The 15,789-nt window shown below is 38.1% G+C and carries 14 protein-coding genes; all 14 read right to left on the bottom strand.

The window, feature by feature from the left end:
* Positions 1-2: 2 nt before the first annotated feature.
* The gene (locus A3EE_RS0109430; protein ID WP_018343197.1) at positions 3-1,061 is read right to left on the bottom strand and encodes a bestrophin family protein; all 1,059 of its coding nucleotides are present in this window, start codon (positions 1,059-1,061) and stop codon (positions 3-5) included.
* 93 nt (positions 1,062-1,154) lie between these two features.
* Entirely contained in the window at positions 1,155-1,640 is a 486-nt protein-coding gene (locus tag A3EE_RS0109425) for an OmpA family protein (protein WP_018343196.1), read from the bottom strand.
* 56 nt (positions 1,641-1,696) lie between these two features.
* Positions 1,697-2,086: a DUF1801 domain-containing protein gene (locus A3EE_RS0109420; RefSeq protein ID WP_026209704.1), complete on the bottom strand. Its 390-nt coding sequence runs from the start codon at positions 2,084-2,086 to the stop codon at positions 1,697-1,699.
* A gap of 16 nt (positions 2,087-2,102) precedes the next feature.
* Positions 2,103-2,810, bottom strand: coding sequence for a hypothetical protein (locus A3EE_RS0109415; RefSeq protein ID WP_018343194.1), 708 nt, complete (start codon positions 2,808-2,810; stop codon positions 2,103-2,105).
* Between the two features lie 23 nt (positions 2,811-2,833).
* Complete coding sequence (locus A3EE_RS0109410) at positions 2,834-3,220, bottom strand: DUF4267 domain-containing protein (protein WP_018343193.1); 387 nt, start codon at positions 3,218-3,220, stop codon at positions 2,834-2,836.
* 146 nt (positions 3,221-3,366) lie between these two features.
* Positions 3,367-3,771, bottom strand: coding sequence for a hypothetical protein (locus tag A3EE_RS0109405; RefSeq protein WP_026209703.1), 405 nt, complete (start codon positions 3,769-3,771; stop codon positions 3,367-3,369).
* A 42-nt stretch (positions 3,772-3,813) separates the two neighbouring features.
* Positions 3,814-4,689, bottom strand: a complete 876-nt coding sequence (locus A3EE_RS0109400; RefSeq protein WP_018343191.1) for a cation diffusion facilitator family transporter — start codon at positions 4,687-4,689, stop codon at positions 3,814-3,816.
* Positions 4,690-4,867: 178 nt separating this feature from the next.
* On the bottom strand, positions 4,868-9,886 hold the full coding sequence (locus tag A3EE_RS0109395; protein WP_018343190.1) for a cellulase family glycosylhydrolase: 5,019 nt from the start codon (positions 9,884-9,886) through the stop codon (positions 4,868-4,870).
* Positions 9,887-10,158: 272 nt separating this feature from the next.
* Positions 10,159-10,815, bottom strand: coding sequence for a GTP cyclohydrolase I FolE (gene folE / locus A3EE_RS0109390; RefSeq protein WP_018343189.1), 657 nt, complete (start codon positions 10,813-10,815; stop codon positions 10,159-10,161).
* Complete coding sequence (locus tag A3EE_RS0109385; RefSeq protein WP_018343188.1) at positions 10,812-11,468, bottom strand: sigma-70 family RNA polymerase sigma factor; 657 nt, start codon at positions 11,466-11,468, stop codon at positions 10,812-10,814. The genes folE and A3EE_RS0109385 overlap by 4 nt, the downstream gene beginning before the upstream one ends.
* 22 nt (positions 11,469-11,490) lie before the next feature.
* Positions 11,491-11,871, bottom strand: a complete 381-nt coding sequence (locus A3EE_RS0109380; protein ID WP_018343187.1) for a hypothetical protein — start codon at positions 11,869-11,871, stop codon at positions 11,491-11,493.
* Between the two features lie 242 nt (positions 11,872-12,113).
* Positions 12,114-12,740 (bottom strand): hypothetical protein, encoded by a 627-nt coding sequence (locus A3EE_RS0109375; RefSeq protein WP_018343186.1) that lies wholly within the window; start codon positions 12,738-12,740, stop codon positions 12,114-12,116.
* Between the two features lie 68 nt (positions 12,741-12,808).
* Entirely contained in the window at positions 12,809-14,608 is a 1,800-nt protein-coding gene (locus A3EE_RS0109370; RefSeq protein ID WP_245553825.1) for a tetratricopeptide repeat-containing sensor histidine kinase, read from the bottom strand.
* Between the two features lie 212 nt (positions 14,609-14,820).
* Positions 14,821-15,432, bottom strand: a complete 612-nt coding sequence (locus tag A3EE_RS22270) for an Ig-like domain-containing protein (RefSeq protein WP_425386822.1) — start codon at positions 15,430-15,432, stop codon at positions 14,821-14,823.
* Between the last annotated feature and the right edge of the window lie 357 nt (positions 15,433-15,789).

Genomic DNA, 15,789 nt, shown 5'->3' with positions numbered 1-15,789 from the left:
AACTACATCTGCGTATCATTACGCGCTTCAAATTGCTTCGGAATACTTGTAACATCTTCTCCAAGATTTTGTCGAAGATCAATTTCAATACCTCGTGCAATGGTTGAGATGGGTACATCATTCACGGATCCTTCAAATGGGTTTTCACCTACTCTACCTATTCGATTCATGGTGTGAAACACCCACATCACAACAACTGAGAACGGAACAGACATCCATATGAACCAATGTCCTATTCCAGGAATCTGATCATGAAATTTATCACCTATTGTTGAGAACTGATCTACAATAGCAATGGGCAAAATAAAAATAAAAATCCAGGTGAAGTAATGCAACAAAGATGCAAACTGTCTTGGATAGGGAAAGTTTTTAATGCGTTCCGATTTCCCCTGATGTCCCAACAATTCTTCTATTAAGCCTTCCAATTTCAAAAAAGAGAACGCCCACAATACACCACGGTCCTTAAGCTTACGAAGATGATGTGATTGCAAATATAAAACAGCCGTCTGCTTGTTGTCTTTGCTTTTAATGTATTCCAGTTCTTCCGCAGAAAGATAGCCTTTTATTGCTTCGTCAAATGAAATATGAAATTCCGGCACATAGATCATATGTGCCCATTCTTTATTCGTCTTTTCTTCCATCACCGTTTCCCATGCTCTGTGTTGACGCATTGCATATCGCAATGCTGTTAACCAGGCAATGTGTCGATACGTTATTGTTTTGATTTCCTGTTTTAACTCAGCTTCAGACAATGGGTTATTTGTTTGTTCATTATTAATAAAATCCTGAACCATTACACCAAATGCTCTGGATGAATTCACAATGGATCCCCATATCTGTCTTCCTTCCCAGATCCTACCATACGCAGCATTGCTTTGAAACCCTATAATGAAGGCAACTGCTGTACCTACTAATGCTACAGGTGTAAAAGGTATTTGTAAAATTTTATCGCTCCATATATACAGCAATACCTCTACGATTGCAATACCTGAAAACTGTATCGTTTCCACCCTTGTCCAGAGTGCCATGGACTTAACTCCGAATATATTCTTGGTATACATTTTATTTTACTTTTTTTTCATTTCAATTGACTGCTCCTAATGCATGTAGAATAAGCAGTGTGGTTATTATTGTTTATATATTTATACAATATTTTAATCACTCAAAATAATTATTTCAACGCGCCGATTTTTGCTGTGAGCCGAAAATTTTTCATCATCGGTTTTTAATTTTTCTATTTGCTCATTGGTCATTACCGGAAAGGCTTCTCCCATTCCGATTGATGAAATCCTATATTCCTCAATACCTAATTTCATCAAAATAGATATTAACCCCTTCGCCATTATATTGCTTTGATACAAGTTATATTCATCACTTCCTCTTAAGTCACTATACCAGAAAAATGCGACTCTCAATGTTTTATTTTGATTTAGAAAAGCTACTATTGAATCGTATACCTTTTTATTATCTCCCAAATCATAACATGGACTTACCGTACAAGGTCCATCATAAGCATTTGCAATATGAACAGTCTTTTTTTGTCCAACATGAAAAACAGTATCGTTGAACGTAAATTCATTTTGAGCGAATAAAGAATGTGAGCATGTCAACAAAATGAATACGGACAATAAAATTCTCATAGTTTAATATTTATAAAATATATTTTTCATTCAAATCGGATTACAATATCTACTGTTTACTTCAACCTTTCCAACACTCCTTTGCGCTTAACAATATTCTTATAATCCCACTGAATCGCTCTCGCTTTTTTCAACCAGCGTTTCAGATCTTTAGGCTTTACCTGTTCAATGGATGTATAACGTATCTCTGCGGCTTTGAAACTTCCTTCGTTTTGAAGGTCCTCTTCTTCGAACGATTGTCCGCTCCAGAACATCAATCGAACACTACCTTTGAGTTTACTATATCCAACAATGGGATTACCATCTAAAAACCATACAGGATGTGCATGCCAGATTTTATTTTCTGCATCGGACAAAGCAAGATCTATCTGCTCTGCAAGAAGATCGCAGATCACACGATCATCTGCAGACTGTTTGTTGTTGTATGCTTGTATGTCTTTATTCATAAGATTAATATTCAAATTATTCATTATTTGTCCATTCTATGAAACGAATCAGAACGTATTTTAAATTCTCATCCGTAAAATATTCTTTCATGGGCATAGTTGTAAAGAATGTATGCTGCCTGTATGCCAGATAAACAGGGAGCCAATTCTTGATGTTATCCGTTTGAACCTGATCAAAAAAATTTCCTTGAAATGAACGTATAGTTGTATCTTTTGATCGATCTGCTTCAAATTTGAAAAAATAAGGACAACCATCAATGACAGTCATTTCAAGCGAATCCGGTTTTATATCTTTCAGATCCAGCCTAACCGTATCTCCACGAGAAAAGAATCGATCTATATCTGCTTCCGGAATTTTATAATATCTATTGCGTGCATTCTCTGCTTTTATTGTATCGATAAGAGCCGGATTAATTCTGAATGTAAATACAGTTAATCCAAATAAACTATCCATCTGAAGAATAGTGTTTTCAATATGCGCATCGCTCACTAATTTTTTCGATGTATTCTTAAATTTTTCTCCCTGTATTTCTTCTGCTTTATGTGACCGTTCATTATTGATCAGGGAATATATTTCATTTCTACCGTCGCCGCCAGGCAAATACATACAGCTTAGCGAAAGCTCATAGCTTACAATTGTCTGCGCAAAAACAATCTGTATTGCAATTATAAAGAAACCTGTTAAGAATATCTTCTTAAAAAGATGCATATTAAATCCGAACATAGTATAAAAAAGAATCCGTTGAATTACTCGTGATGATGATTAAGCGGATGCAGCAAATAAAATCCAAGCCCTAAAATTACAGGAACCGCTAAAGCATGACGCAATGCAGATACCCAACCAATAATAGGACTAAAAATAAAAAAGTCTGTGATGGGAACAATGGCGCCGATGATCATTACAAGTCCAAGCGCTTTTAGCTGACGCGTCAAAGCAAGCATCACTATAATTACACCCATAGCTAATTGGCGTATGCCCATAGCTAATGCAAGAGTACTATCTAAATCCTGCAAATCAAAGATAACCTGCGCTGCCTCTGCAGTTAATAACAACATAGATCCCGATACAATTAAAAAGATACCTGGGAACAAACATAAATACTGAGCATTTTTTAATCCTTTAGGGTTTTTCATAAGAGTTCATATAAGGGTTAGAACAATTGTACCTTAAGATAACCAATAGAATTATGAAGCAGAACAAACTGTTATGTTTTTTTATATACAAGCCTTACATCTTGCAATAAAATACAGATAAAATATTATTCGTTGTTCTTTCAAATTTATTTCTTTACAGTAAATCCAACCGGAGCTCTCAACTCTCCTTTATCATACATATTTATGTATATCGAGATCTCTCCTTTTGAACCTTTGTAACTTACTTTGTAATTATCAAGCATAGCAGAACCCATAAATCCATTGTCGCTTTTAACCGGACAACAGCTACCTGCACGATAGTATTTAATCTGTTCACCATTCGGACCGGCAAGTGCATCCAGATAGGCACGCTCACCGGAAGGTCCGCCGCCTGATTCAACAGGCTTCAACGGTGTTAAGCCATACTCGGGATCCGTTGATACTCCGATAAGAGTTGCAGACTGTGATGAAACAACTATTGCCGGGGACAACTTTTTACTGGCACAGGATACTCCTGCAAGGATCAGTACAACTAAAATTATTTTCTTCATATTCATCTTCAATAAAAATTTATTCAAAAATTACAATGTATATTATTTATCAGGTTCTATGTGGATTAAAATATGTCCAAGCTGTGGAAGTTTGTGTTTTAACGTATCTTTTAAATTATGAGCAATTTCGTGACCTCTTTTCACCGTCAGGGTTGCATCAACCGTTACATGAAGATCAATGTGATATTTCATTCCGGCTTTACGAACAAAACATTTTTCAGTTCCTATAACTCCATCAACCATTAGTGATTCTTCTCTGATCAAAGAAATAAGATCGTCATATACATGCTCGTCCATGATTTCGGCAAGAGCTGGTCTGAAAATCAAATAACTATTATATAATATAAATGCTGATGCAAACAATGCTGCCCAATCATCGGCCGACTCATAGCCTTTCCCAAAATACAGCGCAATTGAAATACCAATGAATGCAGAAACAGAAGTGATCGCATCGCTTCGATGATGCCAGGCATCTGCTTTTAATGATGAGCTGTTTGTTTCCTTGCTTTTTTTGAGAACTATCTGATACGATATTTCCTTCCATATAATGATCAATCCAAGTACGATCAATGTCCAGGCTTCTGGCAATTCATGCGGAACGCCAATATTCTGAATACTTTTATAGGCAATTACCGTGGCAGAAGTGATTAAAAAACCAACAACCAGAAATGTGATCAGAGGTTCAATCTTGCCATGTCCATACGGATGATTCTTATCTGCAGGCCGTTCTGCATATTTCAATCCAAATAAAACCAGCAACGAAGCAAAAATATCTGTTGTTGATTCTATTGCATCTGCAATCAAGGCGTAGGAATTACCAAAAAATCCTGCAAGCCATTTCACAATAGCTAAACTTGCATTGCCAACAATACTAAAGTAGGTTGCTTTTATAGCGCTCTGTTCGTGAGTCGGGGTCATGTATAAAATCTAAAGAGTTATATGTCATATCCGATGCTGAGATTTACCGACAACATCCGATTTCCATCAAACATTTCTTCAATATCTATACTATGCTGTTTAAAAGCAATATCCTGATAACAAAAAAAGGACTTGCCTTACGACAAGTCCTTTTCGAGATGTTATAGATTTTAAAACATTATTGTTTAATCACTGTCTTACTGTATGTTCCATATTCTGAATCGATATGAACAACATACATACCTCTGCTGAAGTCAGACATATCAATATTTTCAATCGAAGCATTTTCAGTCTGATAGACTACTCTTCCAAGCATATCAACAACCTTCAATGATTTAGGACCATCAACCTTCGAAACATCTACCTGCAATTTATCTGCAACCGGATTCGGATACAGTTGAATGTTCGCATCCAGATATGCTGCATTGATACCAGTAGTAGTTGACTTTGTAATTGTCATCGTTGAAGTTGCCGGCACACATGGACTCACACCTGCAACAGCATACTGGAAGGTATACGTACCCACTGCTGTTAATCCGCTTACCGTTACGGAGGCAGATGCACCAGTAGGACTGAAGGAAACACTTGAAGGACCAGACACCAGACTCCATGTACCCGTTGCAGAACCTGTACCGGTTAATGTAGCAGTAATTGCTGTAGTGATCGTTTGAGGTGTTCCTGCGTTTGCAGTTGGCGGAGTTGTACATGCAGGACTTGACTTAACAACATTCACTGTTGATGTTGCATTCACGCAAGGGCTTACACCTGTTACTGTATACAAGAATGTATACGTACCATCCACTGTTAATCCGTTTGCAGTTACTGAAGCGCCTGTACCGGAGAATGTCACGGTTGCTGCTGCTGGTTTAGTTTGTACAGTCCATGTACCCGCTGTAGTTCCTGTACCTGTTAACGATACTGAAGTCGCTGTAGTAATTGACTGTCCGTTTCCTGCATTTGCCGTTGTAGGAGTTGTACATGTAGGAGTTGACTTAACAACATTCATCGTTGAAGTAGCATTTCCACAAGGACTCACACCTGTTACTGTATACAAGAAAGTATACGTACCATCTACTGTTAAGCCATTTGCTGTTACAGAAGCACCTGTACCGGAGAATGTCACGGTCGCTGCTGCAGGTTTAGTTTGTACAGTCCATGTACCTGCTGTAGTTCCTGTACCTGTTAACGATGCTGATGTTGCTGTTGTGATTGTCTGTCCGTTTCCTGCATTTGCCGTTGTAGGCGTTGTACATGTAGGAGTTGCTTTAACAACATTCACTGTTGAAGTAGCATTACCACAAGGGCTCACACCTGTTACTGTATATAAGAAGGTATACGTACCATCTACTGTTAATCCATTTGCAGTTACAGAAGCACCAGTACCGGATAATGTTACTGTCGCTGCTGCAGGTTTAGTTTGTACAGTCCATGTACCCGCCGCCGAGCCTGTACCTGTTAACGATGCTGATGTTGCTGTTGTGATCGTCTGTCCGTTTCCTGCATTGGCCGTTGTAGGCGTTGTACAAGGAGCCGGTGATTTCACAACATCAACCGTAGCTGAAGCGTCTACGCAAGGGCTCACGCCTGTTACTGTATACTTAAATGTATACGTACCATCTACCGTTAAACCATTTGCTGTAACTGAAGCGCCTGTACCGGAGAATGTCACAGTTGCTGCTGCAGGTTTTGTCTGTACGGACCATGTACCCGCTTTAGTTCCCGTACCCGTTAACGATGCTGAAGTCGCTGTAGTGATCGACTGCGGTGAACCTGCATTTGCTGTTGTAGGTGTTGTACATACCGGTGTGGACTTCACAACATTTACTGTTGCAGTAGCATTCACACATGGGCTAACACCTGTTACCGTATATAAGAAGGTATACGTACCATCCACTGTTAAACCGCTTGCTGTAACTGAAGCTGCATTTGCAGACGGACTGAATGTTACCGTTGCTGCAGATGGTTTCGTTTGCACAGACCACGTACCTGTTGTTGTTCCTGTACCTGTTAATGTAGCAGTCGTTGCTGTAGAGATTGTTTGAGCTGTACCTGCGCTTGCCGTTGTCGGTGTTGTACATGTAGGTGTTGACTTCACAACATTTACTGTTGAAGTAGCATTCACACATGGGCTAACACCTGTTACTGTATATAAGAAGGTATACGTACCATCCACTGTTAAACCGCTTGCTGTAACTGAAGCTGAAGCACCTGTAGGACTGATTGTAACAGTAGCAGCTGCTGGTTTTGTTTGTACTGTCCACGTACCAACTGCAGTTCCTGTACCTGTTAAAGTAGCAGTTGTTGCTGTAGTGATCGTTTGTGCTGTACCGGCATTTGCGGTTGTAGGCGTTGTACATGTAGGTGTTGACTTCACAACATTTACTGTTGAAGTAGCATTCACACATGGAGCTACACCTGTTACTGTATATAAGAAAGTATATGTACCATCAACTGTTAAACCGTTTGCTGTTACAGAAGCACCTGTGCCGGAGATTGTCACCGTCGCTGCAGCAGGTTTAGTCTGTACAGTCCAGGTACCAACTGAAGTTCCTGTACCTGTTAAAGTAGCTGTTGTTGCTGTCGTGATTGTTTGTGCTGTACCGGCATTTGCTGTTGTTGGTGTTGCACATGTAGCTGTAGTTTTAACAACATCTACGGTTGCACTTGCAGCAGCACATGGAGCAGTGCCCGTAACTGTATATTTAAATGTATAGGTACCATCTACGGTTAATCCGCTTGCTGTAACAGAAGCGCCAGTAGCTGAAGGGCTGAATGTTACGGTTGCTGCCGCAGGTTTCGTTACTACAGACCATGTACCAACTGCAGAACCTGTACCGGTTAATGTCGCAGTTGTAGCCGTGATCGCTTGCGCTGTTCCAGCATCGGCAGTTGCAGGTGCCACAATGGTAACTTTTAATGGTGTACGCGGACCTTCACATGTATTCGGACTAGATGTAGACTGACTTACATAATACGTTGTTACTCCAGCTACAGAAGTAGACGGGATTGGTGCCACCGTATTGGCTACCCCACCGGTAGCAGCAGTATACCATTTCAATGTCAAACCTAATACAGGTTTTGCTGTTAAAGCAACAGCATCTGTTGCATCTTCACAGTATGTTAAGTCTGTTGTAGTAATTGCTCTTGGTGTTGTACAGATATCTGTACCAAGTGAAGGATCACCCATACTTAAACCTGAAAATATAATTTTCTGATCTGTAAAGGCAAGCGGTTGATAACTCGGCGTACCTGTATCCAGTTTATTCACAGGTACAATCACCACTTCTACTACTTTAGAAAAATCAAAGTCAGCATTGTTTGTATTGATATCTGCCGGAAACGTTGGATTGTTCGGGTTCTTAATAGATAATGCATTTTTGAAATCAAATACAAAGTTTGTTGTGCTTCCAGGGGTAAGTGATAAGAAATCCGGTGTTACGTGATTCTTACTAAAACCTACTTCATACTTATACCAGTTAGCAGCATCTACGGTACCATTCGGCAATAAAACCAATTTGTTAATTGCAATCACTGTACCATCTGCATCTTTCATCTGAAATTTCAGATCCAGTGTTGCGGTATTCGTTGTAGGTGCTGAAACGGTTAATTTCAATACAGCATTTTGTGTTAAGTCTAATGTATACTTGTTTCTGGTAGTACCTACACAGTACGTACCAAAATTGAATCCTACAACATTATATGAATTTGCTGCTTGTGAAACCAAATACTGTAAAGTACCATTACCTGTTCTTGTTGCTTCTGCTTTGAAAGGGGTAGTAGGATTACGATCTTCGAACCAATATATACCGGCTGTAGCACCCGTATCAGCTGTTGCACAATTTGCATCTGCAGAACCACCTGTTACTTCAGAGAATTGTTTTGCGGTTTCAAACTGATCCGTAATACCTGTTGTAGACACATTGGATGCACCAACAATACTTATGGTATAAAGAGGAGACTCAGCAACCAATGCACCTGCTGCATTATAAGACTTCGCTGTAATATTATGTCCACCTGAAGATAAGGTTGTTGTTGTAAGCGTATACGGACTTGTTGTTTTTGAACTCAACAATGTTGTGCCGTCATAATAATCTACGCGCGCAACTGTTCCCGAAGAAATTGTTGCTGTTGCAGTCATTGTTACTGCATCACCTGCATTGTAACTTACTTTATTTCCTGCAAATGCAATCGTAAGTGAACCTGTTACTAATACAGAATTACATTTCCCTTTGATGTATGCTTTAACAAGCGTACCGGATTGAGTAAGTTGCCCTGCAGTCCAGTTAGAAAGACTTGAAGTCGATAATGCTGCGGAAGTTTCGTTTTTATTGTCAACTGCCCAGTTACAAGAACTTAATTTATTTGCTTCTAAGAAATCCCACCATGTCTGAGATTCTGCTGCATTATAGCCACCGTTACCCGAAGCATCACAGGTACCATATTCTGTTACAAAAATTGCAACACCTTTATTCAAGGCATTTGTAGCTTTTTGTCTTAATGAAGCTTTATGAGAGTTTGCATAATAGTGAAGCGTGTATGCAATGTTTGTTCCCGTAACCGGATCATTTGCTGCTTCATCTACATCTTGTGAATAGGTTCTTGTTCCGCAGATAATAATGTTATCCGGATCTATCGCACGAATGGTTTGAATCAATTCATTGTGGTATGGTTTAATAGTACCCGACCAGGATTGATTGATCGGCTCATTAAATGTCTCGTATAAAATATTTGGCTTATTGCCATAGGTTGTAGCAATATCTGTAAAAAATGTTTTCGCCTGTGCTTTATAATTCTCTGCATTATGCGAGTGAAAATCGACAATCACATATATACCTTTTGCTATACACGCATCAATAACTGTTTTTATTTTTGCTAATTCCGTAGCCGGATTGTTTATATAAGTGCTTGAACCTGTCTCCACAGACATGGTAGCACGAATTACATCTACACACCAGTCATCGCGTAACCAGTTAATGGTTGTGGCATTATAATACGGAGCACCTTCAGGATAGCCACTCCAGAACATGGACATACCACGTAATATCACGGGATTGCCATTTTGATCGGAGACCTTTCCGTTGAAGATTTTTAACTGCCCGTATTTTGCTACGGGTGTTTGTGCATGCACAGCAAGTACACTGCATAAAAGCATCGCTAATACGACAAACTTGCGCTGAAGGTTAGAAAATATATCCATAGTTATTAGTTAAAGTCAATTAAAACTTAATATAGTATAACAATTTAATAAAAAATTTCTAACAAATACAAAAAATACAATTATTTGTTAATAAAAGTCTAAATATTGAATCTGGGCGGGTTTTCTGCAAAGACGGACTTAGTTCATAAAAGTAAGCAGTAAATGGTGAAAATTTTAAAATTGAGGACATCCTGATTAAAAACAAACGTCGTTGAGGTTTAAAACTTCAACGACGTTCTTATACTATCTATCAAACACAGATCATTGTACCACTATTTCAACAATGCTATAAATTCTGTTTTTGTTTTTTCTTCTTTGAATTTACCTGAATACGATGCTGTAATGGTGCGTGAATTTGTGTCTTTAATTCCGCGTGAAGAGACACAGAGATGTTCTGCTTCAATAAGTACTGCAACATCCTCTGATCCCAATGCTTCTTTTAATGCTTCTGCAATTTGATTGGTTAAGCGCTCCTGTACTTGCGGACGTTTGCTGTAATATTGTACCAGTCTATTAATCTTTGACAATCCAATAACAGTTCCATTAGCGATGTAGGCCACGTGTGCTTTACCAACAATAGGTACAAAATGATGTTCGCAGTAGGAATACAGTGTAATGTCTTTTTCAATCAACATCTCCCTATAGTCATACTTATTTTCAAAGAGTGCAACTTCTGGTTTATTCTCCGGATTCAAACCACTGAAAATTTCTTTAACATACATTTTTGCTACGCGATACGGTGTTCCTTTTAAGCTGTCGTCATTTAGGTCCAGTCCAAGAATATGCATAATTTCTTTGAAGTGTTCCTGAATCAATGTAATCTTCAGATCGTCATTGATATCAAAAGCATCTTTACGAAGCGGCGTTTCAGATGACGTTGAAAGGTGATCATCTCCGATCAGATCATATGTTTCTGTTTGTACACTCATAAAGATCTGTTTGTAAGTTTTTGCATGACACGTTCAACCATAGCGTCACAGTAAACAAGATTAAATTCAAATATTTCTTCTGCGGAATATGTTTTTTCAACTTCCTTCCGTAACATAGATTTTGCTCTGTTCAACCGGGCTTTCACATTGGACTCGCTTATATTCAACGCATCCGATGTCTCCGCTACATTCAACCCATTCACTTCACGCAATGTAAATACGATCCTGTAATCTTCCGGCACTTGCTGCAGTGCATGTTCAATTACAAAACTCAACTCTTTATTCATAACCGTTTTGTTTGTGTCTGTATCTTGCTGACCCGAAAACATTGGCAACGATTCATCGTTCATCTCTGTTGCTCTTATATGTTTAAAACTCCATTTTTGTTGTTTTCTAAAACAGTTATTGAGCATAATTTTAATGATCCAGGTTTTAAAAGAGGAACGGCTTTCAAAACCGGACAAATGCGTAAAGGCATTTATGTATGTATCCTGCATCAAATCCTGCGTATCCTCGTGATTGTAATTATAGGATCGACCAACTTTGTATAAAAACGAATTGTTTCTACGAATGATCATTTCAAATAATTCCGTCTCACCCTGCAGAATTTTTTGTACAATTTCTAAATCTGAGTATTGTTCAAATGCTTTCATTACAGATGCCTTAAAGTTTCAATTAAATAAATTTAGCAATGCGTGCCAAAGAAAATGCCGAGATTGCCATTACAAGATCGCGCACCGCAACATCCATATACTTCAGACTTACTAACAAGGTCAATGCAATTAAGGTCAGCCAGGCAGCAACAATATAACCGCCAATCTCTGTTTTCTTCAACACAATAACTCCTGCAATAATTTCAATAACACCCACAATCATCATAAATACATGTGGAGAAAACGGCAGCATTCCAACAACACCCGGATGAATGTACTCTTCCCAATTGGTTAACAGATTGGTAAATTTGTCAAGCCCGGCAACAATCGGTACAATACCAAAAGTACCTTTTAACAAATTGAATACCGGCTTAATGGATTGATTTAATGTGGAATTTTCCATCTCTATTATAATTTAAGTTTAAAATAATTTGACTTATACTACATTAGAGAAGGGCTAAACTAAAAAGGTTACAATGCATGTGAAATATATCTGTAACAAGTTATCCTTATACTATTCATATGACTTATACATGAGATAGATGTGGGATAGATATGGGATAACAGTGGTTCTAAAATAGGTAAGGCCAGATCATACACAAAGATAAAGGCGCTAAAAAATCTATAATCCGGAATAATTATGAGTTAAAGATTCTCACGATATTTCTGTTGCTGCTCATTCTTCATGATCAGTTTACCATTCTTTGTTATTTTTCCATTTTTTGTATCTACCCAAACAATATCGCTGTCGGGGATCGGTTCTCCCAAGCTGTCACAGGAAAATTTCCATCTTACTGTATCCACACACCGGATCGAAAGGTCTTCATTTATGATCCCTGTTTCCGAACAGTATTCCAATCCGCAGTCGCCACCACAGCCATTAACGATCAACGAGGTTTCATCAATGCGATTGCCATTTTTATCAAAAGTGATCAGCATCGGATAATAACTATCAGCAGGATAAAAACAGATCAAAGAAAAAAACTTCGATGTGTCTTTTAGCATGCCATAATATTTGACACTACTTAAATAATCCGATTTTATAAAAATACTATCTGCAGAATTTGGATCAGCTGCAGTCATCTTTTCAAAATCCAGAATATCCCCTTCATTGCCATATCTGAATATAAAAGGAAGATCGAGGGGCTTGAACTTTTTCAGAAAAATTCGGAATATTTTAGACTGATCCTCTGTAGCCTCTGTTATTTCTTTATCACTCGTCTTACAAGAAAACAAAGTAAGAACGAATGTTATGAATAAAATATATTTCATAGCTGTATTGGTAAAAATGAAAAACTGGATATTCTAATTTAAAAATAAAATCCCACTTATTTATTTTATTAAGCTCCTTTAATGCAAACCGTAAATGTCGTTCCTTTGCCCGCTTCGGATTGCAGGCTTACCTTGCCCTGCAAACGTTCTACTGCCCGCTTTAATATATATAATCCCAAACCGGAACCTGAAGCTTTATCATTCGCTCTGAAAAACATATCGTAGATCCGTTCCTGGTATTCTTCAGAAATTCCCTGGCCGTTATCCGTCACTTTAATATATAACAAACTTCCTTCAGTATATACCTGCACCAATACATAGGGTTTTCTTATAGCCGTACGGATATACTTAATTGAGTTTTCGATCAAATTCTGCAGGATGGTATTTACGATCACCCATTCTGATTTAAAATCAATTGCTTCTTCAACTTCTATCTGAAACTCGATTCGGTCAAAATTATCAAAGTATGAATACGAATGAATACACTCTTCGATCAGCTGCATAAAATCGATCTGAACAGGAACAATCTCGTGAGAACTGATACGCGTGATATTGATCAGATCCATCACGATTGTATCGATACGCGTTGAAAGTTTTTTATACATATTAAAATACTTCAACGCTTCTTCATCAAACTGTTCGTGTTCAATCAAGGCATTTAAACCAAGTAAAGAAGAAATCGGACCTTTCAGATCGTGAGAGACTCTGTAAAAAAAAGAATCCAGTTCTGTATTTTTCTTTTGCACGATCTCCAGATAATCCATCTGCGCTTTCGTGTCTTTCTCTAATTTATATATTTCATTTGCCGCCTCGTAACTTTTAATGATATCAGCTGTATGCGAACGAACATTACTTTCTTTATGTAAAATAAATTGTTCAAGACTGTGCAGTGCCTTTGTTTCATCACCCAGAATTTTATACAAGGTATATAAACTCTGATAGGTCTTAAAGAGATTAACTTTTACATTGTGCTTGTTAGCTAACACAATTGCTTGCTTCAAAATGCTTTCAGCCTGAGCATATTTCTTTTTACCGATATACGTGAGTCCTAATTTATTCAGTACCATCCCCTCTCCCAGCTTGTCGCCAAACTTCTGCTGCAAGGCCAGACTTTCTAAAAAACACTTTTCTGCCCGATCTAATTTTTGTTGTGCAAAAAATACTTTTCCTTTTCCATAAATCGAATATGCCAGTCCACGTTCATCTTTTATTTTCTTTTTTATGGCAATACTTTTATCGGAGATCTTTGTGGCAGTTTCAATATCACCACGTTTCAGATACAATCCCGAAATCGGATTGTATGCATTTGACAACATAGCAAGGTCGCCATGTTTGGTGGCCAGTTCAATGCATTCTTTATAGATCAGAAAAGCTTTATTAAGATCCCCCCAATACTCATATATAGTTGCAATGGATTTTAATGCCCGGCATTCGCTGCTGCCATCGCCAATACTTTGATAGATCTGGCGACACTCAAGCAAGCCTTTCAATCCATCATGAAAATTATCTGTTTTGTATAAGGAGCTGGCAATATTAAATTTTGCATCGGCAATTTCTTTCAGACTTTGTACCCGTTGAAAATAATGTAATGCCTGTTTAGAATGTGTAATCGATTTGATATGATCCCCCTGAATCATATAGAGTAAGCCCAGATAATTATGTGAACGGGCTTCAATACGTTCGTTTTTTTGTGCTTTCGAAATTTTTAAAACGGAAAGAACACCTTCAAAACTTTCTTTAATATTATTTATACGCCCCTGATAGGCCTGCTCCAGTTGATCTTCAAGCAATTCCTCATTGGCTTTCTTCGTACCAGGCATAAAAAAACGATCGTTTTGAAAAGTATACGTTGTAACAAGTATACACAAATAACTGGAGACTTAAAATCACATGAAAAATTAATTGGAGGATTCAATTAAACAATACTATAATTTCATTAAAAGGTTAAATTATTCCGGGTTTTAAGACGTAATAAATTACGTTTCTACAAACAATTAAACAGATACATTTAGACATAAAAAAGCCTTCCCATTATTAGCGGGAAGGCTTTTATTAAATCAATTATATATTGTATAAAATACTAGTGTGCAATAATAATCTTCTTTGTTATAATGTTTGAATCCTCAGTGATCAGTAAGATGTATGCACCGTCAGCCAATCCACTCACATTTAATTGTGCATTTTTACCCTGAACAGTAGTTGATAGAGATACTTCTTCTCCCAATGCGTTTGTTACTTTCACCTGTGCGTTGGTAAGATCAATTTCAGTTTCAACAATCACTTCATCTCTTGCAGGTATTGGATAAACATTTGCATATGCATTATTACCATTTGTTACACCCGTACTGATTGAACTGCTTGTTACAGTTACCGGAGCAGAAGTTGTTACACCACCGTTGCTATCGGTTACACGCACCGTAATTACATGTGAACCACCACCTGGTGTTGTCCAGTCGTAGCTGTATGGAGCAGTTGTACTTGATCCGATCACCGTATTGCCATCCAGATATTCAACTGCTATAATCGTACCATCCGGATCTGAAATATCTGCTGAAATCGTAATTGTTCCTACAACCGTTGTATTTGCTACTGGTGAAGTGATCGCAATTACAGAAGGCTGATTCGCTGCAGAATTTACATCCGTTGCAAGTGAAGTAGCTTTGCAATTATTTCCATTTGTTACTTCTACCACATAACTACCTGCTGTTGTAGCTGTATACGATGAGGCTGTCCCAACCTGAGTTGAACCTTTAAACCATTTGTATGTTAATCCAGATCCAGTATTTGCATTCAAGATAACGCTTCCACCTGCCGGAATGCTTGTAGAACCCGAAGCTGTGATCGTTGCAGTTGGCAATGCATTTACTGTTACTGCAATNTGNGCTCNNGNACTTTCACAACCGTTTGTTGTTTGAGATACAAAATAGTTGGTTGTACCGACTGTTGTAGTTTGAGGAGTTGGTGCAGTTCCTAATGTTGTAGTAGTTGTGTTATCTGCGTACCATTTTAATATTGAACCTGTCGCAGTTAATGGTGTAGCGATTGCGTT

Origin of the sequence: Cytophaga aurantiaca DSM 3654 (genome assembly GCF_000379725.1) — a bacterium.
Classification (GTDB): domain Bacteria; phylum Bacteroidota; class Bacteroidia; order Cytophagales; family Cytophagaceae; genus Cytophaga; species Cytophaga aurantiaca.
This window is presented reverse-complemented; position numbering and strand designations above follow the sequence as displayed.

What these genes read in the sequence shown, in the direction of transcription:
- A3EE_RS0109430 (WP_018343197.1), bottom strand. Translation starts at nt 1,061, where the DNA reads ATGTATACCAAGAATATATTCGGAGTTAAGTCCATGGCACTCTGGACA.
- A3EE_RS0109425 (WP_018343196.1), bottom strand. Translation starts at nt 1,640, where the DNA reads ATGAGAATTTTATTGTCCGTATTCATTTTGTTGACATGCTCACATTCT.
- A3EE_RS0109420 (WP_026209704.1), bottom strand. Translation starts at nt 2,086, where the DNA reads ATGAATAAAGACATACAAGCATACAACAACAAACAGTCTGCAGATGAT.
- A3EE_RS0109415 (WP_018343194.1), bottom strand. Translation starts at nt 2,810, where the DNA reads ATGTTCGGATTTAATATGCATCTTTTTAAGAAGATATTCTTAACAGGT.
- A3EE_RS0109410 (WP_018343193.1), bottom strand. Translation starts at nt 3,220, where the DNA reads ATGAAAAACCCTAAAGGATTAAAAAATGCTCAGTATTTATGTTTGTTC.
- A3EE_RS0109405 (WP_026209703.1), bottom strand. Translation starts at nt 3,771, where the DNA reads ATGAAGAAAATAATTTTAGTTGTACTGATCCTTGCAGGAGTATCCTGT.
- A3EE_RS0109400 (WP_018343191.1), bottom strand. Translation starts at nt 4,689, where the DNA reads ATGACCCCGACTCACGAACAGAGCGCTATAAAAGCAACCTACTTTAGT.
- A3EE_RS0109395 (WP_018343190.1), bottom strand. Translation starts at nt 9,886, where the DNA reads ATGGATATATTTTCTAACCTTCAGCGCAAGTTTGTCGTATTAGCGATG.
- folE (WP_018343189.1), bottom strand. Translation starts at nt 10,815, where the DNA reads ATGAGTGTACAAACAGAAACATATGATCTGATCGGAGATGATCACCTT.
- A3EE_RS0109385 (WP_018343188.1), bottom strand. Translation starts at nt 11,468, where the DNA reads ATGAAAGCATTTGAACAATACTCAGATTTAGAAATTGTACAAAAAATT.
- A3EE_RS0109380 (WP_018343187.1), bottom strand. Translation starts at nt 11,871, where the DNA reads ATGGAAAATTCCACATTAAATCAATCCATTAAGCCGGTATTCAATTTG.
- A3EE_RS0109375 (WP_018343186.1), bottom strand. Translation starts at nt 12,740, where the DNA reads ATGAAATATATTTTATTCATAACATTCGTTCTTACTTTGTTTTCTTGT.